Source organism: Ruegeria hyattellae (assembly GCF_041537925.1).
Classification (GTDB): domain Bacteria; phylum Pseudomonadota; class Alphaproteobacteria; order Rhodobacterales; family Rhodobacteraceae; genus Ruegeria_C.
Map to the genome: position 1 here is coordinate 298228 of NZ_JBGOSH010000002.1, position 20922 is coordinate 319149.

The window sequence follows — 20922 nt, forward strand, 5'->3', positions numbered from 1 at the left end:
CCAACACAAATTGGTGCCAGTATGAATACAATCATAACACGATTCGGCCCGATCAGCGTATTTCAGGCGCTACGTGCGCGGCCAGTGGCGAATCTGTGCCGATGGATTTTGGCACTGCTTACACGCTGCCAGAGGCGCCTGATTCCGCATAATCATTTACAGATCACCGCGCTCCAGCGTACCCGATTTGGGCCCGCGGCGGTGGCCAGACAGGAGCCCCGGTGCTTCGCGCTTGAAATACGCGCCAAGCGGACAGTGGCATTCCGAATAACTCCCTCGGAGTTGCACAAAACCGTAATAGTGCCAGCACAAACCCCTTGACCTCTTTCGGGTAGCCAGGCCAGCGAGGGCGGGGCAACGAAATTAGCGACCGTTCTGGATGCGCCCGGTTCTAGCCCGGAGTGTTTCTGACCGCACGTTGCCGGTTCGATACCCTGACCAACAGTTCTTTGGGAGCTTACTAATGACCAACACACCGCAAATTCTAAACAACTCGGAGTCGCTGGCCTTTCTGGACGTCAGCGATTTGACCATTCCCGAAATTCAGGGTGTCGGGCATGTCTCCGAACATGTAGGGCAGGTGGTCCGCACCTCGGGCATTGTCACGGCGGTGGATCGCTCGGGCTTCTATGTGCAGGATCCCGAAGGCGACGGTGACGACGCGACATCGGACGCGATCTTTGTCTTCACCGGCAACGGTGCGAGTGATCTGGTATCGGTCGGCGACACAGTTGATTTGCGCGGCGTGGTCAGCGAGTTCACTCCGGGTGGCACCGACAGCGGCAACCTGTCGACCACGCAGCTTTCCGATGTAGAGATAGAGGTGACCAGCAGCGGCAACGCCCTGCCTGCGGCAATCATTCTGGGCGCGGTGGGTCGGACCCCGCCGACCGAGGTGGTGATCTCGGACAACGAATTGCCGGTGAACCTGCAGGAGGAGCCGGGGACCTTCAACCCCGAGACCGACGGCATCGATTTCTACGAAAGCCTTGAGGGGATGCGGGTTACCATCGACAATCCCACCGCCATTTCCGCCACCAACCGGTTTAGCGAGACCTGGGTTGCCGCCGATGACGGTGCGGGTGTCACTTCGCCTGGCGGCGGTTTGAACGATCGCGGTGGGCTGAACATCAACGCCGATGCCGATGGAACCGGCGATGTGAACCCCGAGCGCATCCAGATCCAGTATGACAGCGATCTGCTGCCCGAAGGCTGTGACAGACCCGCCATCAACCTGGGTGACAACCTATCGGATATCACCGGTGTTGTGGATTACGGCTTTGGCAATTTCGAGGTCAAGGTGACCGAAGCTTTCGAGGTCGAAACACTCACCGCCAACACGGCCGAGGTGACCGCCATCGAAGGTGGTGACGACCGGCTGACCGTAGCCACCTACAACATCGTCAACGTGACCGCTGCCGAGGCGGATGGCGATGCCGACCAGATCGTGCAACTGGCCGAGCAAATCGTGAACAATCTGGGCGCGCCCGACATCCTTGCGCTGCAAGAGGTGCAGGATGACAGTGGCGTTGCCGATGACGGCACGCTGAGCGCCGAGGAAACGCTGCTGGCAATCGTTGACGCGATTGAGGCGGCGGGGGGGGCCGCGCTATGAATTTGACAGCGCCGTGGTGGATGAGGATGGCGAAAATGGCGGTGTGCCGGGCGGCAATATCCGCAACGCTTTCCTCTACAATCCTGACCGAGTTGAAGCGAAAGAGTTCGTCACGCTGGAATCCGATGTGCTGGCCGGGCTTGGCGTGACCAACCCGGACGCCTTCGAGGGCAGCCGCGATCCGCTGCTGGGCGTGTTCGAGTTCAATGGGCAGGAGGTGACGCTGATCAACAACCACTTCTCGTCCCGCTTCGGCTCGACCCCGATCTTTGGCGGACCACAGCCCTTCGTACAGGCGGGCGAGGACGAACGCGCGGCACAGTCGCTGGCGTTGAACGAAGTGGTTGACGGGTTGCTGGCCTCTGACCCGGATGCGCGGGTGACGGTTCTGGGCGATCTCAACACCTTCGAGTTCACCGACGAACTGGCCGAGGACCTGCCCGGTGTCGGTGATAAAAAGGTGCTGACCAACCTGATCACCCAGCTTGAGGGGGATGAGGCCTATAGTTTCAACTTCCAGGGTAACAGCCAGGCACTTGACCACATCTTTGTCACCGACCGGCTGCTGGATGGGGTCGAGGTGGACGTGGTTCACGTGAACACCGACTTCACCGATTTCGCCTCGGATCACGACCCGGTCGTGGCCAGCTTTCTGATCGAAGACCCCAACGATCCCGGCGAGTTTCTGTTGGGTGGCAGAGGCAAGGATATGATCGAAGGCACCGGGCGTAGTGATGTGATCATCGGGTTCAACGGGCGCGACCAGCTGTTCGGCCAGGATGGCAACGACGTGATACCGGGCGGTCGCGGGCGTGACCTGATCGAGGGCGGCGACGGGCATGATACGCTCAGCGGTGGCCGGGGCAGGGATACCATCCTGGGCGGCGACGGTGACGATTTCATCTTTGCCGGGCCGGGTCGCGACGTGATCGAAGGCGGCGCGGGCGACGATCTGCTGAATGGTGGGCGTGGTCGCAACAGCTTTGTCTTCGAGGGCGATTTCGGCGATGACATCTTGCTTTGCTTCAAGGTCGGGGTGGATGAGATTGAATTCGTAGGCACAAATGAGGTCGTGGCCACCGAGACCGATAGAGGCACATTGCTCACCTCAGCTGGTGACGCGCAAGGAAGTGTGGAATTGTTGTTTTTGTATAACTATGAAGTTGATTTGTTGATCTAAAGACCTGGCTAAATCGTTTAATCATAAGTCCGACGCAATTCAATGCGTCGGTTATTTTGCATTCTCAAGCATTGTCACTCGGGTTTTCGGATGTTGAACACCATTTCGTGCTCCTGCCGGCTGGCGCCTTCTCCGACGGCCACGTTGTAACCCGCATTCTCGATATTGTAGCCCTTCTGCATCGCGATAATCAGCACCGCGCCGAATGTGGTGAAACCGACCACGATACAGATGGCGGCCAAGACCCCGATCACGATGAGCACGATCTCCCCGCCAGTCAAGGCAAGAGAGACTGGACCGGCATGACGGCTTTGGGTCTCGGCCCCGATGAACTGTCCACCGCGTTCGATGATCTGGGTGCGGAAGGCTTCGGCAACAGGACCGTCAATGGCCAGATCGACCGGAGCGTCCTGTTCGATCAGGGCACGCATCCGGTTGTGCGAGCCGGGTTCGGTCAGCGGCGTGACCACCGGCGGCGGGGTGCCATCGGGTGAGGCGTGAACCCGCAGCCGGAATTGGACACTGCCCGCAGGCACCGGGTGTGACCAGCGCACCACCAGCCGCAGCCGCCCGGTTGCACCGCGCTCCGGTCGCGCCTCCAGTTCGGCTCCGGCAGCCAGTGAGGCCTCGGGCGTCGCCAGATCGATCAGGCTCAGCTGCAGCCCCTCGGGGATATCGACCTCGAACACCTCTTCGCTGCTTTCAATGCGCGGTATCTGAAAATGACCTTCGGGTGCGGCAAAGCTGCGGGTCTCGTCCAGTACCACGAGGTTTCCACCCGGACCGGCCTCGGCACCATCACCGGCGACGGTCAGGGCGCGGCCCTGACCCGCCACCGGCGCGGGCGAAGCCGCTAGGAAAAAAGCTGATCGACAAAGCGCGCTGCCGCCTCTGGTGTTGCCCCCTTGTGGATCGCTTCGGCAATGGCCGCAGCTTTCATGTCGCCATTGGGATCGGGCGCCCCCATGGAATAGGGCCGGACCAGTCCCTGCTGGGTGGCGATCGTGGTGCGTGTATGCACGTTCTGGGCGGTGGCCTCGATCAGGGACAGTGTGGGCACCCCGGCGCTGAGACCGATTTCGAATGTCACGCCGATGGGTTGGTCCTGTGTGTTGGTGATTACATGCGCACCAACCGGCATGCCCACAAGCCCGTCGTCAAGCCAGCCGATGGTTTCGACGGTGACTCCATAGGTATAGCTGGTGCCACCGAAGTTTTCCGGGCCACCCCGGACCACGGTGAACTGGCCGTTCACACCGGCCGACGCGACCCAGCCCCTGACCTCGGACAGCGCACCGTAAAAGCCGATCCGGCGGCCAGGTGCAAAGACGATGCCCGCCCCGGCAGTGCCGCCTTCGCCCAGACCGGCGCCAACCGCACCGCCAAAGCCGATGGTGACATCCAGCCTGTCGCAGATCGTCAGGATCATGTCGAAATCAACGAAGGCCGCCGCTAGGTAGGTGGCTGGGTTGATCGCGCCCGCCGTGGCGCGGATGGCGTTTTCGATGGCAAAGATCAGCACCTCGGCCTGCCAGCCCTCCAGCACCGTGGCACCGGGCAGATGCACGGTGTTGCCCGAGAACGCACGGCCCATGCTAAAGCTGCCGACGCGCCCGCGCGAGCGCTCTTCGGCGATATCGAGCGGCGGATCGATCGGCAGGATATTCTCGATGGCGCGGCGATTGGCGGCACTCAGGCGGTTGATGTTGTTGCGGCCATTATCGGCCAGGATCGCCCCGCCTGCGCCGGGCGCCATGCCGGTGCGTTCGGCAAAGCTGCGGTCGCTGCCGCTTTCCATCAGCGAGCCACCATGCACAATGAAGCTGCCATGCGGGAAATGCCCGACCTCATGCGAGGTCGTCTCACCCAGAAGCCGGCCATACATCTGTGCCGCCAGATCCAGATTGGCCGAGCTTTGGCTGCCACCGGCGAGCGTATCCTCGACGGTTTCGACCTCGTCGATCACCCGCATATGGCCCAGCAGGACCGAGGCCACATTGTGCAGGTTCAGCGGCGCAGGCAGATCGCCGGGCTGATGGTTGCGCCCCAGCGTGCTGGTGTCGAACGCGGTCGGCGTGCCGGTATCGTGCGATTCCTCGGGGTCGTTGGCACCCACTTGCGCCGTGATATTGGCGATCGAGACCGAGGGAGCTACCGCCTCTCCGCCCGGGAAGCCCGCATTGGCGCCCACCACCAGATGCGCGGGCAGACTTTCACCGGGGAAGATCACACGGATATTTGTGTCTTCATACAGCAGCTGCATCACTTCGCGCATCTCGTCAATCAGTGCGGCGCGGCGGCTGCGCAAGCCGAGACCGTCAAAGAAGGTGTCAACATTTGCGTCAAAGACGATCTTCACAAAATGCGGCGAACTGACCAGATATTTGTTGGATTCGATCGTGGTACCCGAGGCATCCTTGACCATGCAATCTACGTGTGCCACGCCGGGCGCCAGCGAGCGCAGTGTGACGCGGGTTCCACCGGCGCTCTGCGCGGTTCCTGATCCAGCCTCGAACAGCACGCGGGTGCGGTCATCGGCATCGGGAATGTTCCAGCGTACCGAACCGCCATCGGGCATGTTCGGCACCGAAACCTCCAGCACCGTGGTGCCCGAGATGTCGTGGGTGTCATGGCCGAAGGTGCGGCGCGAGACGCTCATGCCCCGACTGGTATTGGTGACGATGAAGCTGCGCGCGAAGGGGCTGGCATAATAGCTCTGGGCGCTGACCGGAACCTCCTTACGGGTTGGGCCTGCGCCGCCTGCAGGTTCCTGCGGCATCGCGGGGGCCGGGGCGGGCATTGCCACCGGCATCGGCTGTGCTGGCATCAGCGGCAGGCCACCCACCGAGGCGCGCGAGCGCGTCATTAGCGGCAGCCCTCCGACCGCGATGGGGCGTGACAAGCTCTGCGCCACCGACATAATGCCGCCACCGCGCGCCCAGTCGATCTTGTCCGGCGTCAACAGTACGCCGCGATTGTGATGGCTGTCACCGCTGCGCCCACGCGCCACGTGCACACCCATGACTGGGATAGCCTCAGGCAGATCGCCACCGGAGCTGTCATTGTTGAAATGGGCGAAGACTGGCGAGCCGGAATTGCCCTTGCGGGTCTGCAGATTGTACTCGACGATCTCGCCACCCGCGCTCAGGCGGCGCACCCGGTCGATATCTAGATGCTGGCGGTCGCTGGCCACATCCTGCCCGCCATAGCCGCAGACCGCGATGGGCGCGTCGCCTGCAGGCGAGTGGTCGATCAGCTTGAAGTGCTCGCCATTGGGCGGGCCTTGGGTGACGCGGATCACCGCCATGTCATGACTGCGATCCGTCGCGCCGGAACTCTGCCATGTCGGGTGGATCGTCCAGTCCTGCCGCTGCACGCTGAAACGGTGCGGAATGTTGGAATTGCTCTGTTGTCCGGGGCGGATCGACACCGATGTTGCCTCTTCAATCGTCGAGCTGCCAGGGGCGGTGTCATAAAGGTTGTGACCAGCGGTCAGGATCAGGTCCGGCGCGATGTAGAACCCTGTGCCGCCATAGGTGCCAGACGGGTAGGTCATCACCAGTTTGCAGATCGCCGAGAACGGGAAATAGCCGGTGTTCTGCACGCCGACGCGGAAATTCTGATGGCGAACGGCAAAGCTGGCGATCTGCCGGATCGCATCCCACGGGTTGGTGGCATCGATGATCGGATCGACGGCGGCAAAGGGGCGGGCGCGGGCGTAATCAAGCGGCATGGCCATGGCATGTCCTTTCTGGGATCGGGAATTGAAGGTTTTGTCCGGCGCAGAGGGTCATTGCTGTTGCTGCCCTCCGGGTGCGCCGGTGATGGGCTTGTTTGCGCCCGGGTTCGGGGTGTTTTGCTGGATCTGCGCAATCACGGCGGTGTCGGCGAACCGTTCCAGCGGGAAGTAGTCAGACTTGAACCGCAGATCGACTTCGCCGGTCAGATCAGCCGAGACGTCGATCTCGGATTCGGACGATTTCTTTGAGCTTGAGACATAGCTGACCGTGGTCTTCATCGACGCTTTGACCGGAGAGAGGAACCAGCCATAGCTGGCTTTGGCCTCGGTCTTGGTGTCGAATTTCTGCGCCGATTCCGCGCGCGACGTATCGGTTGTGTCGATGCGGAAGCCCATCGCGGCCTTGATCCGGCCGCGGGTGATGACGATGCGATTCATGCCCATCAGCACCATCGTGGCCAGCGTCTGCTGCCGCGATTGCGCGATCTTGCGGCGCGCGGCGGGTACCAAAAGGGTCTCGATACTTTCCTCGTCGACGCTGGTGACCTCTTCGCCGAGGTTCAGGTCGCCCTGGAAATTCGGTTGCGCCGCGTCGTCCGCGCCCTCTTGCGGCACCAGACGGGGCTGCCCGGACGAGGTATCCAGCCGGATCACCTGCGGATAGGCCCCGGCCAGCCAGTCGCGCGCGTTGTTGTCGGTGATGTTGTCGGCCTCGAATTGTTGCACAGTCTTGGCGACATTCGAGAGCAGTTCGGCATAAGCCTCCATCTGCTGGATCGAGCTGTCCACGATCGCCTGGAACGTTCCCTTGATCAAGTCCGCGACAAAGGTGGGGAAGGCGATGGCATTCAGCGTGTCTTCGGTGATCCGGGCCACGTTCGAGGCGGCGACTGGGGTGAACCCGCCTTCCTGATTGGGCTGGAACCCTTCGGCCTGCGCACGCGCCGGGGCGGATGAAGTCATGGTGCCGTCCACCACCCGCTGTTCGCGTACCACCGGGGTCTGGTCGAGTTTCATGGACTGGGTCCAGTCATCCTCGATCAGAGTGGCGGTATAGGCGGTGATCCGTTCCAGATCGTCGCGCATTCTGGATCGGGCCTCCGTGGGCAGTTGATAAAAGGCGGGCGCGGATTCCAGCAGCGCCTTGACCTGGCCTGCGGCCAGCGCCTGCACCGCCGGAGAGGTCGTCATCTCGGGCCCGGTGTTCTGCCCGAACGGGCCGGGCAGCGGGTTTGTGTCCTGAAGCTGGGTCATGTCGGTCATCCGCCGCCTCCCTCGGTCACGGTGGCGCCTGCACCCTCGACCGCGCCGCCGACGGCGCTGCCAACCGCTCCGGTTGCGGCGCGCCCGGCCTGGCCTGCGGCGTCGATCAGACCATCGGCGATGGTGGGGGCGGGTTCCTGGGCGTGGGCTTGCATCCGGTCCGCAACGACCTGCGACGCCGATGGTCCGCTGGCGCTGCGCTGGGTCATCCCGGCGGCGGCGTTTATCGGGTGGTTGGCCTCGGGATTGGGGGTGTTGCCGCGAATGCGTTCGATGCTTTCCGCGCGAGCCAGCCGGTTGAGTGGCAGGTAATCGGTCTCGAATGTCAGATCGACCTCACCGGTCAGGTCGGCCTGCACATTGATAGCACTGTCGCTGTCGGATTGCTGCGAGCTGACATAGGCCACCGAGGTGCGCGCCGAAAACGCCACATAGAACATGCCCTGCACCGAGTTCTGGTGGCTGAAATCAAAGCTCGACGCCTCTTCCGCATGGGCCCGGTCGCTGGCGTCGATATGGAACCCCATCGTGGCGCGAAGCCTGCCGTGCCGGATGACGATGCGCTGCAGGCCCAGCATCACCATGGAACTGAGCATTTGCAGACGTGATTCCGCTAACCTGCGCCTTGCGGCAGGCACCAGTTGTTCTTCGATCGTCTCATCATCCAGCGATGCGACCGGGTCAGGCAAGCCCAGACGACCCTGCATCCCCTCCAGCGCGCCGCTATCGGCCTCTTCGCCTGCTTCGGTCAGGCCTACGCGGGGGGTTTCCTCGGAGGTGTCGATCTGCATCAGGTCCGGATAGGACTGCACCAGAAAATCCCGCGCCTGATTGTCGGTGATGTTTTCACGGGTAAACTCGGCCACGGATTTCGAGACATTCTCGACCAGTTCCATGAAGGCCTGCATCTGTTTGATCGTGGCTCCGATGATGGCGTCAAACGTACCGTTGATCAGGTCCGCCACGAAGGTCGGAAAGGCGATTGCTCGCAAGGTGGACTGGGTGATGTCAGCGACGCGGCCCGTGGCCGCCGTCTGCAGGTTGGCGCGGGCGGTCTGGGTGCGGGCGATGGGTTGGTCCTCTGGTACCGGGCGGTAGGTGCGTTCATGCCGCACCAGAGGAGTCTGGCCCAGCCGCTGGGTCTGCGCCCACGCGTCGCGCGCCAATTCGGCGGTATAGGCGCTGATATTGGTCAACTGCCCACGCATCCGGTCGCGGTCCTTGGCGCTGAGCGCATAAAAGCTGGGCGTGCGGTTCAGCAGTGCGTCGATCTGGGTCTGTACCAGCGACACGGTCTCGGCACCCGGTCGGATACCCTCGGGCGAAGGCGCGCGGTCATAGGGGGCGGGCAGGCTGTTGAAGCGGGTCATTGCAACCACCCCGGCGCGCTCTGGTGGGTCGGCTGCGGAGCCGGGTCGATCCCGGCGGCGGTCAGCCAGAGCTCCGCCCAACCGGCGGCCTGCGGTTCGCTGGAAATGGCGGTGGCAATCGCGCGGCTATCGGCGCTGCGCAGGGCGGGCAGGTAATCGGCCATCCAGCTGATCAGACGCAGCCCGGTCTGGGCGCGGTTGATGTGACCGGCCAGATCGGGCGTATCCTGCCCCAGCACGTTGCGCACCACGTCCCAGGCATTCGCACCCCGGAACAGCGTCGCCAGCCCCCGGTGGTTGAGCGCATCCAGCGACACCCGCAATTGCTGCGACAGCCGCTCGGCCACGATCAGCGTATTGCCCTGCATCCGGCCGCTGAGCGCCCCCAGCAGCGACTGCGCCGCCACTCCGGCGCGCATTGCGGTCCCGGTCGAAGGGCTATAGCCCCCCAGCGACTGCGCAGCACGCAAGAGTGCGATGCAGAACCGCGCCAGTTGTGGCTCAAATTCGCGGTTCACCGCCGTGTCGCCCAGATTGGCGTCGGCATAACCCACACCAAAAACCCGTGCGAAGATCTGGTTGCGCAGATCGCGGCCCACCCAGCCCTGCTGCATTGCATCAGCCAGAATTTCCAGCCGCTCCGCCGCCTCGCGGTCGGTCAAATTCAGGGTAAAGCGGTTGGCGGCCAGTTCCTCGGCCACGCTCATCAAATAGGTGCCTTCGATCTCGGCGGAGAAATAAAGCGCGGCCACCACCTGCAGCGCCTCGGCGCTGATCTGGCCACCCAGACCGCCGCGATACTCAGGCAGATCAATGAAAAGCGGATCGCCGCCCAGCCCCATCGCCACCGTCGCCGGAAACCCCGGACGCGCACGGTGGAGCAAGCTGGCCACATGGTCCAGCGAGCGCGAGAGCGTGGCGGCGGGGTCGGGCATGGCTCAGCCTCCGACGCCAGAGGGTGGCGGGGGCAGCGGCGGGGCGGGTGGCAGCGGAATGGCCGCACCGACCTGCTGTTGCTGCTGCGGCGTTGGTTGCTGCGCGACCTGGGTGATCACCGTCTGGTTGGTACCCAGCATGTCCATCATGTTTTCCAACGGGAAGTAATCGGACTTGAAGCGTAGATCGACATTGCCGGTCAGTTTGGCCTTGAGCGTTGACTTGCTTTCGCTTTCATCAGTCTGATTGGTGTCGATATCGGTCTTGACGTTCAGCCGTGTGCGTTCCGATTCCCGGTTCTTGGCAAAGATCCACCAGCCATCGCGCTTCTTCTTGTTGTGGCGTTTGTTGTAGGTCTGCTCAAAGCTTGTATCGATTTCCTGATTGCGACGCAGCACGTCCCTGGCATCGATCGAGAACACGCAGCTTGCCTGGATTTTGCCATCTGTAACGACGATCCGGTTGATGCCCATCAGCACCATGGTGGCCAGCAGCTTCTGCCGATCCATAGCCATATTTTTGCGCACCGCAGGCACAACCTGTTGTTGCATTACCTCTTCGTCGCCGGGATCAAGATCGAAGGGCAGGCCGAGGCTTTGCAGAAATCCGCCCATCTGGTCCTCATTGGCGTCCGAGCGCGGCGCGATGCTGGGGGCGTCTCCACTCCAGTCCTGTTCGAACAGGTCGGAATTGCCCGAGACCATCTGGTCCATCGCCTGTTCCTGCGAGACATTGTCCTGCATGTACTGGTCGACCGATTTCGAGACATTGGCGACCATGGTGGCATAGGCCTCCATCTGCTGGATCGAGGTCTGCACGATGGCGTTGAAGACACCCTCGATGAGCGAGGCGCAGAATTGCGGGAAATCAACGGCATCGATGACGCTGGCAAGATCGGTTCCAGCATTCTTGGTCGCTGCGTTCTGGAAATCGACACCCGCGCCAGTGAACGGTTGCTGGCCTTGGTTGGGCGCACCAGGCCGGGGCGGTTCAGCGAGCGCCTGCGCAGGTGCAGTGCCCACCGGGTTGTCGATGAAGACCGACATTGGCAGGCCAGCGGTCTCGCCACCCGCATCGGTGATGAAGCGGGCCACCTTGACCGTATCGCGCGCCACCTCGCGCTGTTTCTCTTGCGGCAGCGCGCGGAAGGCGGCCGAGCGTGTCAGCACGTTGCGCACGTTCTGGCGCACATGGTTCAGCGTGTCGTCCATCGGACCTGCCGGGGTCTGCGGCGGAGGGTTGGGGGCGGGGTGCATCATGGCGGGCCTCCGTCAGTTGAGCCGGGGCTGCGGCCAGCCGGCTTGCGCCGCAACCGGCGCGCCATTGCCCGGCGGCGGCGGGGCGGGAACCGGGGAAGGTGCCTCTGGAACTGTCGCCGGGGCGGTCTCCATCGCGATGGGTCGCAGGAACAGCGCCAGCCGCGCGGGCATTTCGGCGCGCACACGCACCGAAAGCACGGTGACCGAGCCCGGCCCGTAATAGCCATCCGGCGTCATAGCGGTCATCCAGCTATCGAGCGCCGACAGGTTTTGGGGACGCTCAGTAAGCGGCAGACGCAAGAGCGGCAACAATTGCTCGGGCGTGTCGGGGAGCGCGTCGATATTCACGTCCACCCGCATTTCGGGGCCTTTGGGTGTGTTGAGCAGGGTCAGCGTCGCCGCACGTTCAGGCAGGCTGAACCGCGCGCCCAGCACAAAAGCCAGCAGGGTCTGAAAGCCGCCATGGCGGAGACCCATGCCAAGCGCCTCCATCAGCGGTTTGAACGCCTCTAGCGAGGTCTCGCCCGGGATGTCGAAGGACACCTGCTGCCCACCACTCATCGCCGAGGTGCGAATAACGGTCGCGAAGGGGCGCAAGCCGGGCAGGGCGGTCAGCGCGGTTTGTGCCAGCGCCATCACCGGCGCGGGCAGCAACTCGAGCGTCTGCGGGCCCCATTCAAACGCTGCCTGCACCTCGCGCAGGCCCGATCCATCGACCCCAAGCGCGTAATGCGCCCCCCCCGAGGCCGAGACGCCATAACGCGCCCGCGCGGGTTCCGAGCGTTGGTCATACCAGCGAAGCGGATCATGCCCGAAATGGCTGTAGATCATCGAGCGCACGGTGTCGTTGGTCATCTCGCGCTGATCTCCGGCGCTGATGCTGCGCCCGGTCGGCGTGACCTGAAAGGCCAGCGCGCGGGACTGGGTTTCGGAAAAGCTGGGTTCAAAGCTGCGCGCGGCCTGCGCGCCCAGCGACGGATCGCCCAGCGACCAATCCAGCGAGCGGTCAAGCGCGCGTGCGACCTGCCGGTCCGAAGTGGGATCGGCGGTCATCAGGCGTTGCGCGGCGGTGTGCAACACGTTCTTGGCGGCATCGGCGGCACGGGTGTGATAGGTCATCGGACCCTCCCTTCAGGCTGGTACTCCGGATCAAAGCCGCGGCAGCATGGACAGGATCTGGTCAGGGCTGGGCGTCTGCCCGCTATTGACCAGATCGCGCAGCGCGTTGACGCCGGTCATGTCGACCGGGGGCATTGCACCGCCTCCCATTCCTCCCATTCCGCTCATGCCGCCGAGATCGGGCAGGCTGGGTGCGGCATGGGTTTCGACCGGTTCGGAATACTCGTCGATCAGACCATCGCCGATGCCGGTCACCGCACGGAAATGCTGCGCTGCGTTGACCAACCGCACAGAATCGGCATAGCTCAGATCGCCCTCATTGGCCTGCGTGTCGGAGAAGAGCGGCGTTACCGCACCCTGCGACCAGACCGTGTGGTTTTCGGCGATCACCGACATGATGCTTTGGGTTTCCACCGCAAGCGTGCGGTGCAGCACGGTGTTCACGGTGATGCCGAACTCGCGCTGGCTGACCCGTTCGATGACCTGCCAGGGCGTGGTGACACCAAAGGCGGTGCGCACCGCGGGCAGGCCGAGCACTTTCATCACCTGCTTGATCTGACGCGCCATCCGTTCGGCGGTAAAGGCGGTGCCCGCCCAGCCCCGGAGCGAGACATTGGCGGCAAAGTCACGGACCGCCTTGCGCACGAATTCGCCCGAGGTCAGCTGGAACCGGCGCCCGCGTGCGGCATTGTCGAACTGAGTGACCAGACTGCGCTGGCGCTCATATTCGGCCACCGCCGAGACCGAGCGCATCAGCAGCGTGTTGAACTCGGTATTGGGTTGGATGTCGAAGGCCAGTTCACCACCCGGCGCGCCCAGAACGCGGGCGTAAATAGAGCGCCGTGCGCCTTCGTCCAGCAGATCGTCCTGATCCCAGTAGAGGTTGTCCAGCACCCGCGCCGAACCATCCGAGGCCGGAATCGGCAGCAGTCCTGCCACAAATAGCTCCAGTATCCGGGCGCATGCCTTGATGGCGAACTCAAGCTGGTAACCCACATAGATGGTCGATACCGCGCGGATATTCTCGCGCTCGATCTCGTCATTGTAGCCTGCCGGATCGTTAAGCGGCGGCAGGTCGACATTGGCAACGCCCCCGCCGCCACCTGAGCCGCCCGAGGCGACATCGCCGTTATAGGCAGCGTCGACGGTGGGGGTCAGCAGCGTGAGGTCACCCAGATGTTCGGAGTAGGTATCGACCGCTTTGCGGGTGGCCACGGCGAGCGATTGAAAGAACGCCTTATCACCCTTGGCCAGCTTGCGCTGGATGATCTTCCAGGCCCGAACGAAATACCCGATACGCTGGGTCTGTTTTGGATCGGGCGCGGTCATCTGGATAAAGAGGTCATTACCATCATCATCCACCTGACCGCTCTTGTGGCTGTCGATCGCGACGGTACCGGATTCCGCAGCACTGCCCGACAATTCGGCCACCGCCTTTTGCGCATGGGCGAAGAACCGCGAATCCTGCGGGTTGTAATGCCCGTCCAGCAGCATCAGCGCCGCGGTGGCGGCGGACCAGACCGCAGCGTCATCACCATCATTGGGACCATGCCCCAGCAGCGCGACCGAGGTCACCACTGCGTCGACATAGATCTTCTGATTGGCGCTGTCGCGCAAGCTGGGCGGCAGGCCAGCGGGGTTGAACGCCAGTTTTTCGAGAATCTCGTCCCGAATGGGTGTTGGGTCGAACATTTTATCCTCCGTTCCCGTGTCGCCGGGGGTTTGGGTGTCTGCCCGCGGCGCAGGCTGGATGGTTTTGCCCAGACGGGCGGATTCGAGCGCATGCTCGAAGAATTGCGTGTCGAGGTCGTCGCCCAGACCGGCGGCGGCGCGCCAGATGCCGCGCACTCGGTCCTGATGCACGCTAGCGGCGGTGACATTGCGCGATAGCCAGTTGGCGCTGTCCTTTTCGACCTCGCCATTGGGATCGGCTAGCTTGGCCATGCAGATGGCGCGCGCGACCAGGGCTGAGGCGGCCTCGGCAGCCTGCAGGCTGCCATGGTCTTCGCGGGCGGTGCGAAGCTGGAGTGTCACAGTTTCCAGCATGTCGATGTCCATTTGGCCGGACGCAGCCTCGGCGATCTCGGCCAACGCCTTGGTCTCTGCCTCGGTGGCCGCGCCTTGCATCACATAGCGGGACAGAATGGCGAGCCCGTCCTCGCCGACGGTGTCGATAAAGCTCATGGGCTTACCTCCTCATATGCCGGAATAATGGTGTCGAGCCGCGCCAGCGCGGCGGGAATGTTCAGCATGCCCCAGCCGGTATCCTCATCCGGCTGGCGGCCATGGTTTTCAGCGGAATAGCACAGCGCCTGGCGCGCCTCTTCGGTGGTTAGGTCGTGACCGCGCCTGCGCGCCCGCGCCGCCAGCAAGGCGGCGGCGCCTGAGACGAAAGGTGCTGCGTGGCTGGTCCCGGTCGAGCGGCCATAGCCATGCAGCTTGGTGGAATGGACCGCCTCGCCCGGCGCGCAGAGCGCCACATGCGGGCCGCGTGTCGAAAAGTCAGAAACCAGGCCATCAAGCGCCATGGAACCCACTGCGATACATTGCGGCAGGGCGGCGGGGAAATAGTCCTCATTCAGGCCGGAATTGCCCATTGCCGCGACCGGAATGGCATTGCGGGCGGTGGCATAGGCGATGGCATCGGTATGGGGCGGGGGTGCCAGCGGGTCGAGATCATCACGCGCGGTGCCAAAACTCATGTTCAGCACCTTGGCACCCAGATCAACGGCGGCCTTGATGGCGGCGTCGATATCAGAGAGGCCGCCGACGCCAAAGACCGGTCCTTCGCCCGCCCGCGCAGCGGCCAGCGCGCGCACCGGCACGATACGGCATGCCCCGCCGACGCCATGGGTCATCGAGAGCCCCCGGGCGCCGATGATGCCCGCAACATGGCTGCCATGTCCGGTCTCGTCGCGGGCGCAGAAATCGCGGCCAAGGCTGTCACCGACCAGCGAGATGCCCTCGGTGATCTGGCCCATACCCAGATCGACCGTGTCATATCCTGCCACGAGGCGACCGTTGAATTCTTCATGCTCCAGCGCCACGCCGGTATCGATCACCGCAACGGCGATGGCGGAGGATCCCGGTTCGACGGCAAGGGCTGCCAGTGCCCCGACATGATCGAACGGTGCGCGGGGGTCGGCGGTGCTGTAGTCGCGATCTTCGACCATTGGCGGTACGGTGGAGAGCGGTTCCGCGCGGACCCAATCCACCGCATCAGCATCGCGTAGCGCTTTGACCACGTCAGCGGCACGCTCCGGTTCCGCCAGTTCGATACACAGGACCCGCGACAGGCCAAGCCCGGTTTCCAGATCGTTGTAATCGGCGTCGCGCTGGCCGATCCGGTTGACATGGGCACCTGCATGGAACACCCGGCGCGCGCGCATGCCGGTGGTCTGGCGCAGGATCGCGCGGTCCACATCACCGCTACCATCCGCCGATCCTGACGCTCGCCGCGCGCCATCTAGCACATCCAGATGGGCCGGTGCGCGGGTCTCGACCCCTTGCCGCAGCTTGAGCTGGAGGTGACCGCTGCGTCTCATGCGCCTGACCCTCCAGTAAGATCGAAATCCTCCATCTCGCCATCGGGCATCTCGACGATCAACCGACCGGGTCCCATGGCCCAACCCTGTGGCAGGGAGAAAGAAACAGACGAGGGCTTGGCCGCAAGCAGGTTCAGGTTCTGCCCGTCCAGCCGCGCCACCGGCAGTCGACCGCCATCGGTCAGGTTGGTGCCGCGCAGTTCGATATTGCGCGCATCCGGCTTGATCGCGAGTTTGCGGCGGTGCTGTCGCAGCCGGTCCGCGATCGGGTTTGAAATAGGAGGTGAGGATTGTTCGGGCGTTTGCGTGGAAATGATCGGCTCGGGCTGCGGTGCGGCTGGAGAGAGCGGGCCGCGTGGTGGCCAGAAGCCACCCGGTTGTGGCGGTGGTGCCGGGTCCGGCTTCGGCGTGGACGCGCCGTTGGTTGGGGGGGCAGGCTGGCTCACCGGTTGCGGTGGCAGGTCCGGCGCCGCTGCGTCGGGTAATGGTGTCTCTGGTGTCGCGGTTTCAGGATCGACCACATCGCTCAACCGAGGACGCGCCAGGTTGAGCGCGCCTCGGATGCGGCCCAGATTGATGCCGGAATGACGCGACAGGCCTTCGTCGCCCGCATTGCGCTCCAGATTGCGCAGTTGGGCGGCATTGCGTACACCGACGCGCGCCAATTGCCGCCGCTCATCGGGGGCCAGACCCAGCTCGTCCAACGTGGGAGCATTCGCCATCTCCATCGAGATCGTGTTCTCCTCGATCATCGGGCGCGTTATGGTGGTGAAACCGATGCTCACCGTGCTGGCTCCTTCTTCGTTTGGGGCGGCGGGGCGGAAAGTGACCCGCCCAGCCTGATCCATCTCGACGAACACCTTGAGATCGACGTTGAAATCCTTCAGGGCGAAGGTCAGGGGGCGGTTGACGGCCTTGAGCCGCAGCGCATCCTGCGTCTGATCGAGCTGGGCGGTGATCGCCTCGAGAAACTCCTCAATCGGATAGCCACCGGCGGGGGACATCACGTCGCCTCGTCTGGTCCGGTGGCTGGGGTTGCGGTATCCGGCAGCGCCTCATGCGGTGCCTCGTGAATTGTGATGCGCGCGCGATGCGCGATCGGCTCAAAACCCGACCGGAAGGCCGACCAAGGCGGATGGGCGACAAAGACCGGGCCGTCAGCCCCGCGTTCCAGCGACACGAGCAGCGGCAGGTCGATCTCGGCTTCGGTCACGGACAGGCCGGGATGATCAGGCGTCGCACCATCGGCCAGCGCGGTCAGGGTCTGGGCGAGCGTTGCGCGGATCATGTGCCACCTCCGTTATTGTCCATCGGCGGCAGGGGCGGCGGCGGCGGCAGGGGGGCAGCCGGTTGCGGCGGGGTTTCGCCGCCTTGACCGGGAGCCGCGCCTTCGGTCTGTTGCGGCTGGGTCGCCACATGGGCGTTCTGGTTGATGAGCTGGATCGCGGCGCTGTCGGCGAAGCGTTCGAGCGGGAAGTAATCCGAGCGGAACCGGACCCGCACCTCACCGGTCAGATCGGCATTCATGTTGATCTCGGACTGGGCGTTGATGTTGGTGGTGTTCACCAGCAGACCGCTTGCCGCGAACTGATTCGAGCCCAATTGCCCCGCCAGCGACCAGTTGGTCGGCTTGTAATCGGAGAAGGTGAGCGAGGTGCTCTGGCTGGCGTCGATGTGGAAGACCAACTTGGCATTGATCTCTCCGTCCGAGACCACAATGCGGTTGATCCCCATCATCACCATCGTGGCCAGCGACTGATGCCGCATCTCGGCCAGGGTCTTGCGGGTCTGGGGCACGACCACCTGCTCGACCGCGTTCTGGTCCAGATCCATCGGGCTGTCGAAGCCCAGATCCTTGAGGAAGCTCGGCAATTGCCCTGCACCGACGGCTTGGGTGTTCACCGTCATCTGCGGCTGGCCCGAGGTGATGTCCTTCTGGAAGATGTCGCCGTAATTCGAGGTCAGGTGATCCCGGGCCATATCATCCGAGATATTGTCCTCCATGAACACATCGACGGTCTTGGCGGTCTCGGCCAACAGGTTGGAATAGGCCTCCATCTGCTGGATCGAACTGTCGACAATGGCCTGGAACGTGCCCTGGATGAGCGAGGCGCAGAAATCCGGAAAACCTATCGCGCCAAGCATGGTCTGGGTGGCGTCGCCTGCGTCCTGAAAGATGTTGCTGCCGCCTTGCGCGCCTGCGGGTCCACCGGGCGCGGGCGGGCTGGCGGCGGGTGCGGGTTGCTGGGCGGGGGGCTGCGCGCCACCTCCTCCGCTGCGCATTTGGTTGAAATTGGGGGCCAACTGTCGGGCTGGCGCATTGGCCGGGTTTTGCCCCAGATAGCCGAAGACCTTTGACATCGCCTGAGCCATGTCGTCGCGATCGGCGGGCGACATATTTTGCCATGCCTTGCTCTGCGCCAGCATCGTGTCTATCGCGGGCCGGTCCAGATGCGGTGTCTGCGCCTGCTGGTGGGGGTCATACATGACTTGCCCCCGGTTCGGCTGTGGCGCCGTTGTCGCGGAATGCAGGCGCTACGCGCAGTTTCAGCAGCGCATCGCCCTGCGGACCCGGCCCCAGCGAGGTGACCAGCGTATCGAGGGTGGATTCCGGGTCGGGCATTTGCACGGGCGCCTCTGGGCCAAGCCCACGCAGCTCGGTCAACAACGCGAAATGGCTGGCGTCATCAACGGTTTCTGTGGGCGTGAGGCCTTGCGCGGTCTGAAAGGCGTTCAGGCTGTCATGCCCCAGCGCCTGCAGCGCTGCGGCCAGTTTTGCGGGCGTGTCGAATGGGTTGATCGCCGCACGGCTCAGGGTGATTGCTTGCGGCACACCGCTCAGGATCGCCAGCGTCAACAGCATCGCCTGACCGCGCCGGTTCGCGATGCCCAACGCATCTGCTACCGGCAACATCGGTTCCAGCCGCCGTGCAATGATCTGGGCGCGCATAGCTGCCTGGAAGGGCGGATGCTGTGCGGCCTTGCGAAACCGGTCGACCCAGGGGTCTTCCCAAATATCGCGGCCTTCGACCTGTTGCACCCGCGCTCCGCGCCCGTCAGGAGCATCGCCGCTCAACGGGCCGGAGGCGGTGGTGGCTGCGATCAATTGATCGGCGGCGGGGCCGAAGGTGGCGGCGAACTCAGCCGGGTCGGCAGCCTGCATCAGCGTCAGCAACTCGCCCAGTTCGCCACTGTCCTGCCCGGCCTGATGCGGCCCCAGCGACAATCCGTCATGAGCGCGCTGGTAATAGGGATGGGTCTGACCGAGACGGCCTCGGAACGCACCGTCAAGATTGAGCGCTTCGTAGCGACCTGCAACGCCCTCAGTCAGAACCGTCTGGACCAGCGCGTCTTGCCAACCCTCACCGCCTGCGGTAGGCGCGGGGGTAGAAGGGTTTGGTTGCATCGGGACTGGGGCGGGTTGAACCGGAGTTGGAGGTTCCTGGGGTCCGTCCGTAGGCGCCGGAGGCGGCGGCGTGTCGTCCAGCGGAGGAATCGGCGTGGCGGCGGGCCGATTTGCAGATGGCGCTTTGCTGGCCCCATTCATCGGACCCAGACCGTCATCATAGTGAGACAGCGGGGCCTCCTCCGGCGTGTTTGCGTCATAGTCGCGGAACATGGCGGGTGTGCCAGCACCTGTGCCATAGGCATAATCATCGTCGATGAAATCGTCAGTCTGTGGCTGTGGAGGCACCATTTCGGGTGCGCCATTCTTCTGTGGGGTCGAATCTGCGGTCACGGGGGTTGCGCTTTGCGTGGGTAGGCCGTTTTGCACAGGTGGTGCGCCGGCAGGTTGCGGCGCAACGGGTGTCGGGCTGCTGACACCACCGTCAGAACCGGGCGTGACCGGGCTTGGACCGTTGATCACACCCGACGGAGGCGCGTTGCCCGGTTCTGGTGAGGCGACGGGCATCTGCATCTGGCCGTTTGGGGCCTGCACCGGCAACCCGCCAATCATGCGCGGCAGCGGTGTTTGCGTGGTGGCGGGGGCGACCGCCATGACCCGCCCGGACGGCCCGACCGAACCCAGTCGATGCACCGCCATGCCCAGAACGTGACTCAGGCTTGCCGCGCTCAGATCCCCGGCGAGACTGACAAAGGGAGCCTCGGCAAACCGATCAGGAGGTAGGGAGTAAATCCCGTCCGTGGCCGTTTCGTCGGCATAGCCCACCGCCAGATAATGCAGCCGGGTCGGGCGCGGCTCCTGGCTGATGACATCGCGGATAAAGGCGCGGGGCAGCATGTAGAAGCCGGTCTCGATCTCAATGGGCAGGCCCTGAAAATCCTGCCGGGATGAGCGAAAATTCTTCGGCGTCCGGCGATGCGCCTCGGCCGGATCAAACAGCGCCGGGCCAGTGGCGACGATCACGTCGAAAAACCGCATCCCCGGCGCGCTGACCTGAAACGAGAGCGACGGATCGGCGCGCCGCAATTCCTGGCGCGAGGGAGAGACAATCACGGGCATCGCCGCCGACGGATCGCCCGAGCTGATCTGCGGCGTGACAGGCATGGGCCGGGACGGAGAGGAAGAGATATTCATGGGCGGGTTCTCCTGTCGGGGGCGGTGGCCTCGTCCATCAGCCGGGTGATGAGTGCGGGTAGCTCCTGCAGCTCGTGAAAGCCGAGCCGCTCTTCGGTCTGACCGGCCTCGGCGCGCTGACGGGGATTGGGGATACGTTCGACCCAACCGCGCCAGACCTCGGCAGCACCGGCGATCTCACGGGGTTCGCTCCGGTAGATCACGACAAATCGATGTGATTGGGTGTGGCGGGCATGGGACACGTGCGACTCGGGTTCAGAGCAGGGTTTCCAATCCAGTCTGCACAAGGTGCGACACCGCATCCTCACTAGAGGATCACAGGGCTATCACAGGGGCAATCAGGCAGATTCAAATGG

At 63.8% G+C, this 20922-nt stretch carries 16 protein-coding genes; 2 read left to right on the forward strand and 14 right to left on the reverse strand.

Going from position 1 to position 20922, the window contains the following annotated elements; genetic code table 11:
- Positions 1–463: 463 nt before the first annotated feature.
- Both AB1E33_RS05375 and AB1E33_RS05380 read left to right on the forward strand, forming a co-directional pair.
- Complete coding sequence (locus AB1E33_RS05375; RefSeq protein WP_372576232.1) at positions 464–1615, forward strand: DUF8508 domain-containing protein; 1152 nt, start codon at positions 464–466, stop codon at positions 1613–1615.
- A complete protein-coding gene (locus tag AB1E33_RS05380) occupies positions 1578–2795 on the forward strand; it encodes an endonuclease/exonuclease/phosphatase family protein (RefSeq protein ID WP_372576233.1) in 1218 nt (405 codons plus the stop codon). The genes AB1E33_RS05375 and AB1E33_RS05380 overlap by 38 nt, the downstream gene beginning before the upstream one ends.
- A gap of 74 nt (positions 2796–2869) precedes the next feature.
- Here AB1E33_RS05380 and AB1E33_RS05385 read toward each other — a convergent pair whose 3' ends face one another.
- Genes AB1E33_RS05385 through AB1E33_RS05450 form a run of 14 tightly spaced genes read right to left on the reverse strand, consistent with a single transcriptional unit; the run spans position 2870 to position 20808 of the window.
- Positions 2870–3631, reverse strand: coding sequence for a hypothetical protein (locus AB1E33_RS05385; protein WP_372576234.1), 762 nt, complete (start codon positions 3629–3631; stop codon positions 2870–2872).
- Positions 3632–3648: 17 nt separating this feature from the next.
- Complete coding sequence (locus tag AB1E33_RS05390; protein WP_372576235.1) at positions 3649–6534, reverse strand: trypsin-like serine peptidase; 2886 nt, start codon at positions 6532–6534, stop codon at positions 3649–3651.
- Positions 6535–6585: 51 nt separating this feature from the next.
- Positions 6586–7797, reverse strand: coding sequence for a hypothetical protein (locus AB1E33_RS05395; RefSeq protein WP_372576236.1), 1212 nt, complete (start codon positions 7795–7797; stop codon positions 6586–6588).
- Positions 7794–9167, reverse strand: coding sequence for a hypothetical protein (locus tag AB1E33_RS05400; protein WP_372576237.1), 1374 nt, complete (start codon positions 9165–9167; stop codon positions 7794–7796). The genes AB1E33_RS05395 and AB1E33_RS05400 overlap by 4 nt, the downstream gene beginning before the upstream one ends.
- Complete coding sequence (locus tag AB1E33_RS05405; RefSeq protein WP_372576238.1) at positions 9164–10102, reverse strand: hypothetical protein; 939 nt, start codon at positions 10100–10102, stop codon at positions 9164–9166. Before AB1E33_RS05405 ends, AB1E33_RS05400 begins: the two co-directional genes overlap by 4 nt.
- 3 nt (positions 10103–10105) lie before the next feature.
- The gene (locus tag AB1E33_RS05410; protein WP_372576239.1) at positions 10106–11362 is read right to left on the reverse strand and encodes a hypothetical protein; all 1257 of its coding nucleotides are present in this window, start codon (positions 11360–11362) and stop codon (positions 10106–10108) included.
- 12 nt (positions 11363–11374) lie between these two features.
- On the reverse strand, positions 11375–12481 hold the full coding sequence (locus AB1E33_RS05415) for a hypothetical protein (protein ID WP_372576240.1): 1107 nt from the start codon (positions 12479–12481) through the stop codon (positions 11375–11377).
- 30 nt (positions 12482–12511) lie between these two features.
- Positions 12512–14665 carry a hypothetical protein gene (locus tag AB1E33_RS05420; protein WP_372576241.1) on the reverse strand — a complete coding sequence of 718 codons (2154 nt, stop codon included), beginning with the start codon at positions 14663–14665 and terminating at the stop codon, positions 12512–12514.
- A complete protein-coding gene (locus AB1E33_RS05425) occupies positions 14662–16026 on the reverse strand; it encodes a S8 family peptidase (protein ID WP_372576242.1) in 1365 nt (454 codons plus the stop codon). The genes AB1E33_RS05420 and AB1E33_RS05425 overlap by 4 nt, the downstream gene beginning before the upstream one ends.
- Positions 16023–17030 carry a hypothetical protein gene (locus AB1E33_RS05430; protein WP_372576243.1) on the reverse strand — a complete coding sequence of 336 codons (1008 nt, stop codon included), beginning with the start codon at positions 17028–17030 and terminating at the stop codon, positions 16023–16025. Before AB1E33_RS05430 ends, AB1E33_RS05425 begins: the two co-directional genes overlap by 4 nt.
- Entirely contained in the window at positions 17030–17314 is a 285-nt protein-coding gene (locus AB1E33_RS05435) for a hypothetical protein (RefSeq protein ID WP_372576244.1), read from the reverse strand. Before AB1E33_RS05435 ends, AB1E33_RS05430 begins: the two co-directional genes overlap by 1 nt.
- Entirely contained in the window at positions 17311–18513 is a 1203-nt protein-coding gene (locus AB1E33_RS05440) for a hypothetical protein (RefSeq protein ID WP_372576245.1), read from the reverse strand. Before AB1E33_RS05440 ends, AB1E33_RS05435 begins: the two co-directional genes overlap by 4 nt.
- Positions 18506–20566 carry a hypothetical protein gene (locus AB1E33_RS05445; protein ID WP_372576246.1) on the reverse strand — a complete coding sequence of 687 codons (2061 nt, stop codon included), beginning with the start codon at positions 20564–20566 and terminating at the stop codon, positions 18506–18508. Before AB1E33_RS05445 ends, AB1E33_RS05440 begins: the two co-directional genes overlap by 8 nt.
- A complete protein-coding gene (locus AB1E33_RS05450) occupies positions 20563–20808 on the reverse strand; it encodes a hypothetical protein (protein ID WP_372576247.1) in 246 nt (81 codons plus the stop codon). Before AB1E33_RS05450 ends, AB1E33_RS05445 begins: the two co-directional genes overlap by 4 nt.
- Between the last annotated feature and the right edge of the window lie 114 nt (positions 20809–20922).

Bases quoted from the DNA above. Each gene is read 5' to 3' on its own strand.
- AB1E33_RS05400 (WP_372576237.1), bottom strand. From the start codon at position 9,167: ATGACCCGCTTCAACAGCCTGCCCGCCCCCTATGACCGCGCGCCTTCG.
- AB1E33_RS05405 (WP_372576238.1), bottom strand. From the start codon at position 10,102: ATGCCCGACCCCGCCGCCACGCTCTCGCGCTCGCTGGACCATGTGGCC.
- AB1E33_RS05415 (WP_372576240.1), bottom strand. From the start codon at position 12,481: ATGACCTATCACACCCGTGCCGCCGATGCCGCCAAGAACGTGTTGCAC.
- AB1E33_RS05425 (WP_372576242.1), bottom strand. From the start codon at position 16,026: ATGAGACGCAGCGGTCACCTCCAGCTCAAGCTGCGGCAAGGGGTCGAG.
- AB1E33_RS05445 (WP_372576246.1), bottom strand. From the start codon at position 20,566: ATGAATATCTCTTCCTCTCCGTCCCGGCCCATGCCTGTCACGCCGCAG.
- AB1E33_RS05435 (WP_372576244.1), bottom strand. From the start codon at position 17,314: ATGATCCGCGCAACGCTCGCCCAGACCCTGACCGCGCTGGCCGATGGT.
- AB1E33_RS05410 (WP_372576239.1), bottom strand. From the start codon at position 11,362: ATGATGCACCCCGCCCCCAACCCTCCGCCGCAGACCCCGGCAGGTCCG.
- AB1E33_RS05375 (WP_372576232.1), top strand. From the start codon at position 464: ATGACCAACACACCGCAAATTCTAAACAACTCGGAGTCGCTGGCCTTT.
- AB1E33_RS05420 (WP_372576241.1), bottom strand. From the start codon at position 14,665: ATGAGCTTTATCGACACCGTCGGCGAGGACGGGCTCGCCATTCTGTCC.
- AB1E33_RS05390 (WP_372576235.1), bottom strand. From the start codon at position 6,534: ATGGCCATGCCGCTTGATTACGCCCGCGCCCGCCCCTTTGCCGCCGTC.
- AB1E33_RS05430 (WP_372576243.1), bottom strand. From the start codon at position 17,030: ATGTCCCCCGCCGGTGGCTATCCGATTGAGGAGTTTCTCGAGGCGATC.
- AB1E33_RS05440 (WP_372576245.1), bottom strand. From the start codon at position 18,513: ATGTATGACCCCCACCAGCAGGCGCAGACACCGCATCTGGACCGGCCC.
- AB1E33_RS05395 (WP_372576236.1), bottom strand. From the start codon at position 7,797: ATGACCGACATGACCCAGCTTCAGGACACAAACCCGCTGCCCGGCCCG.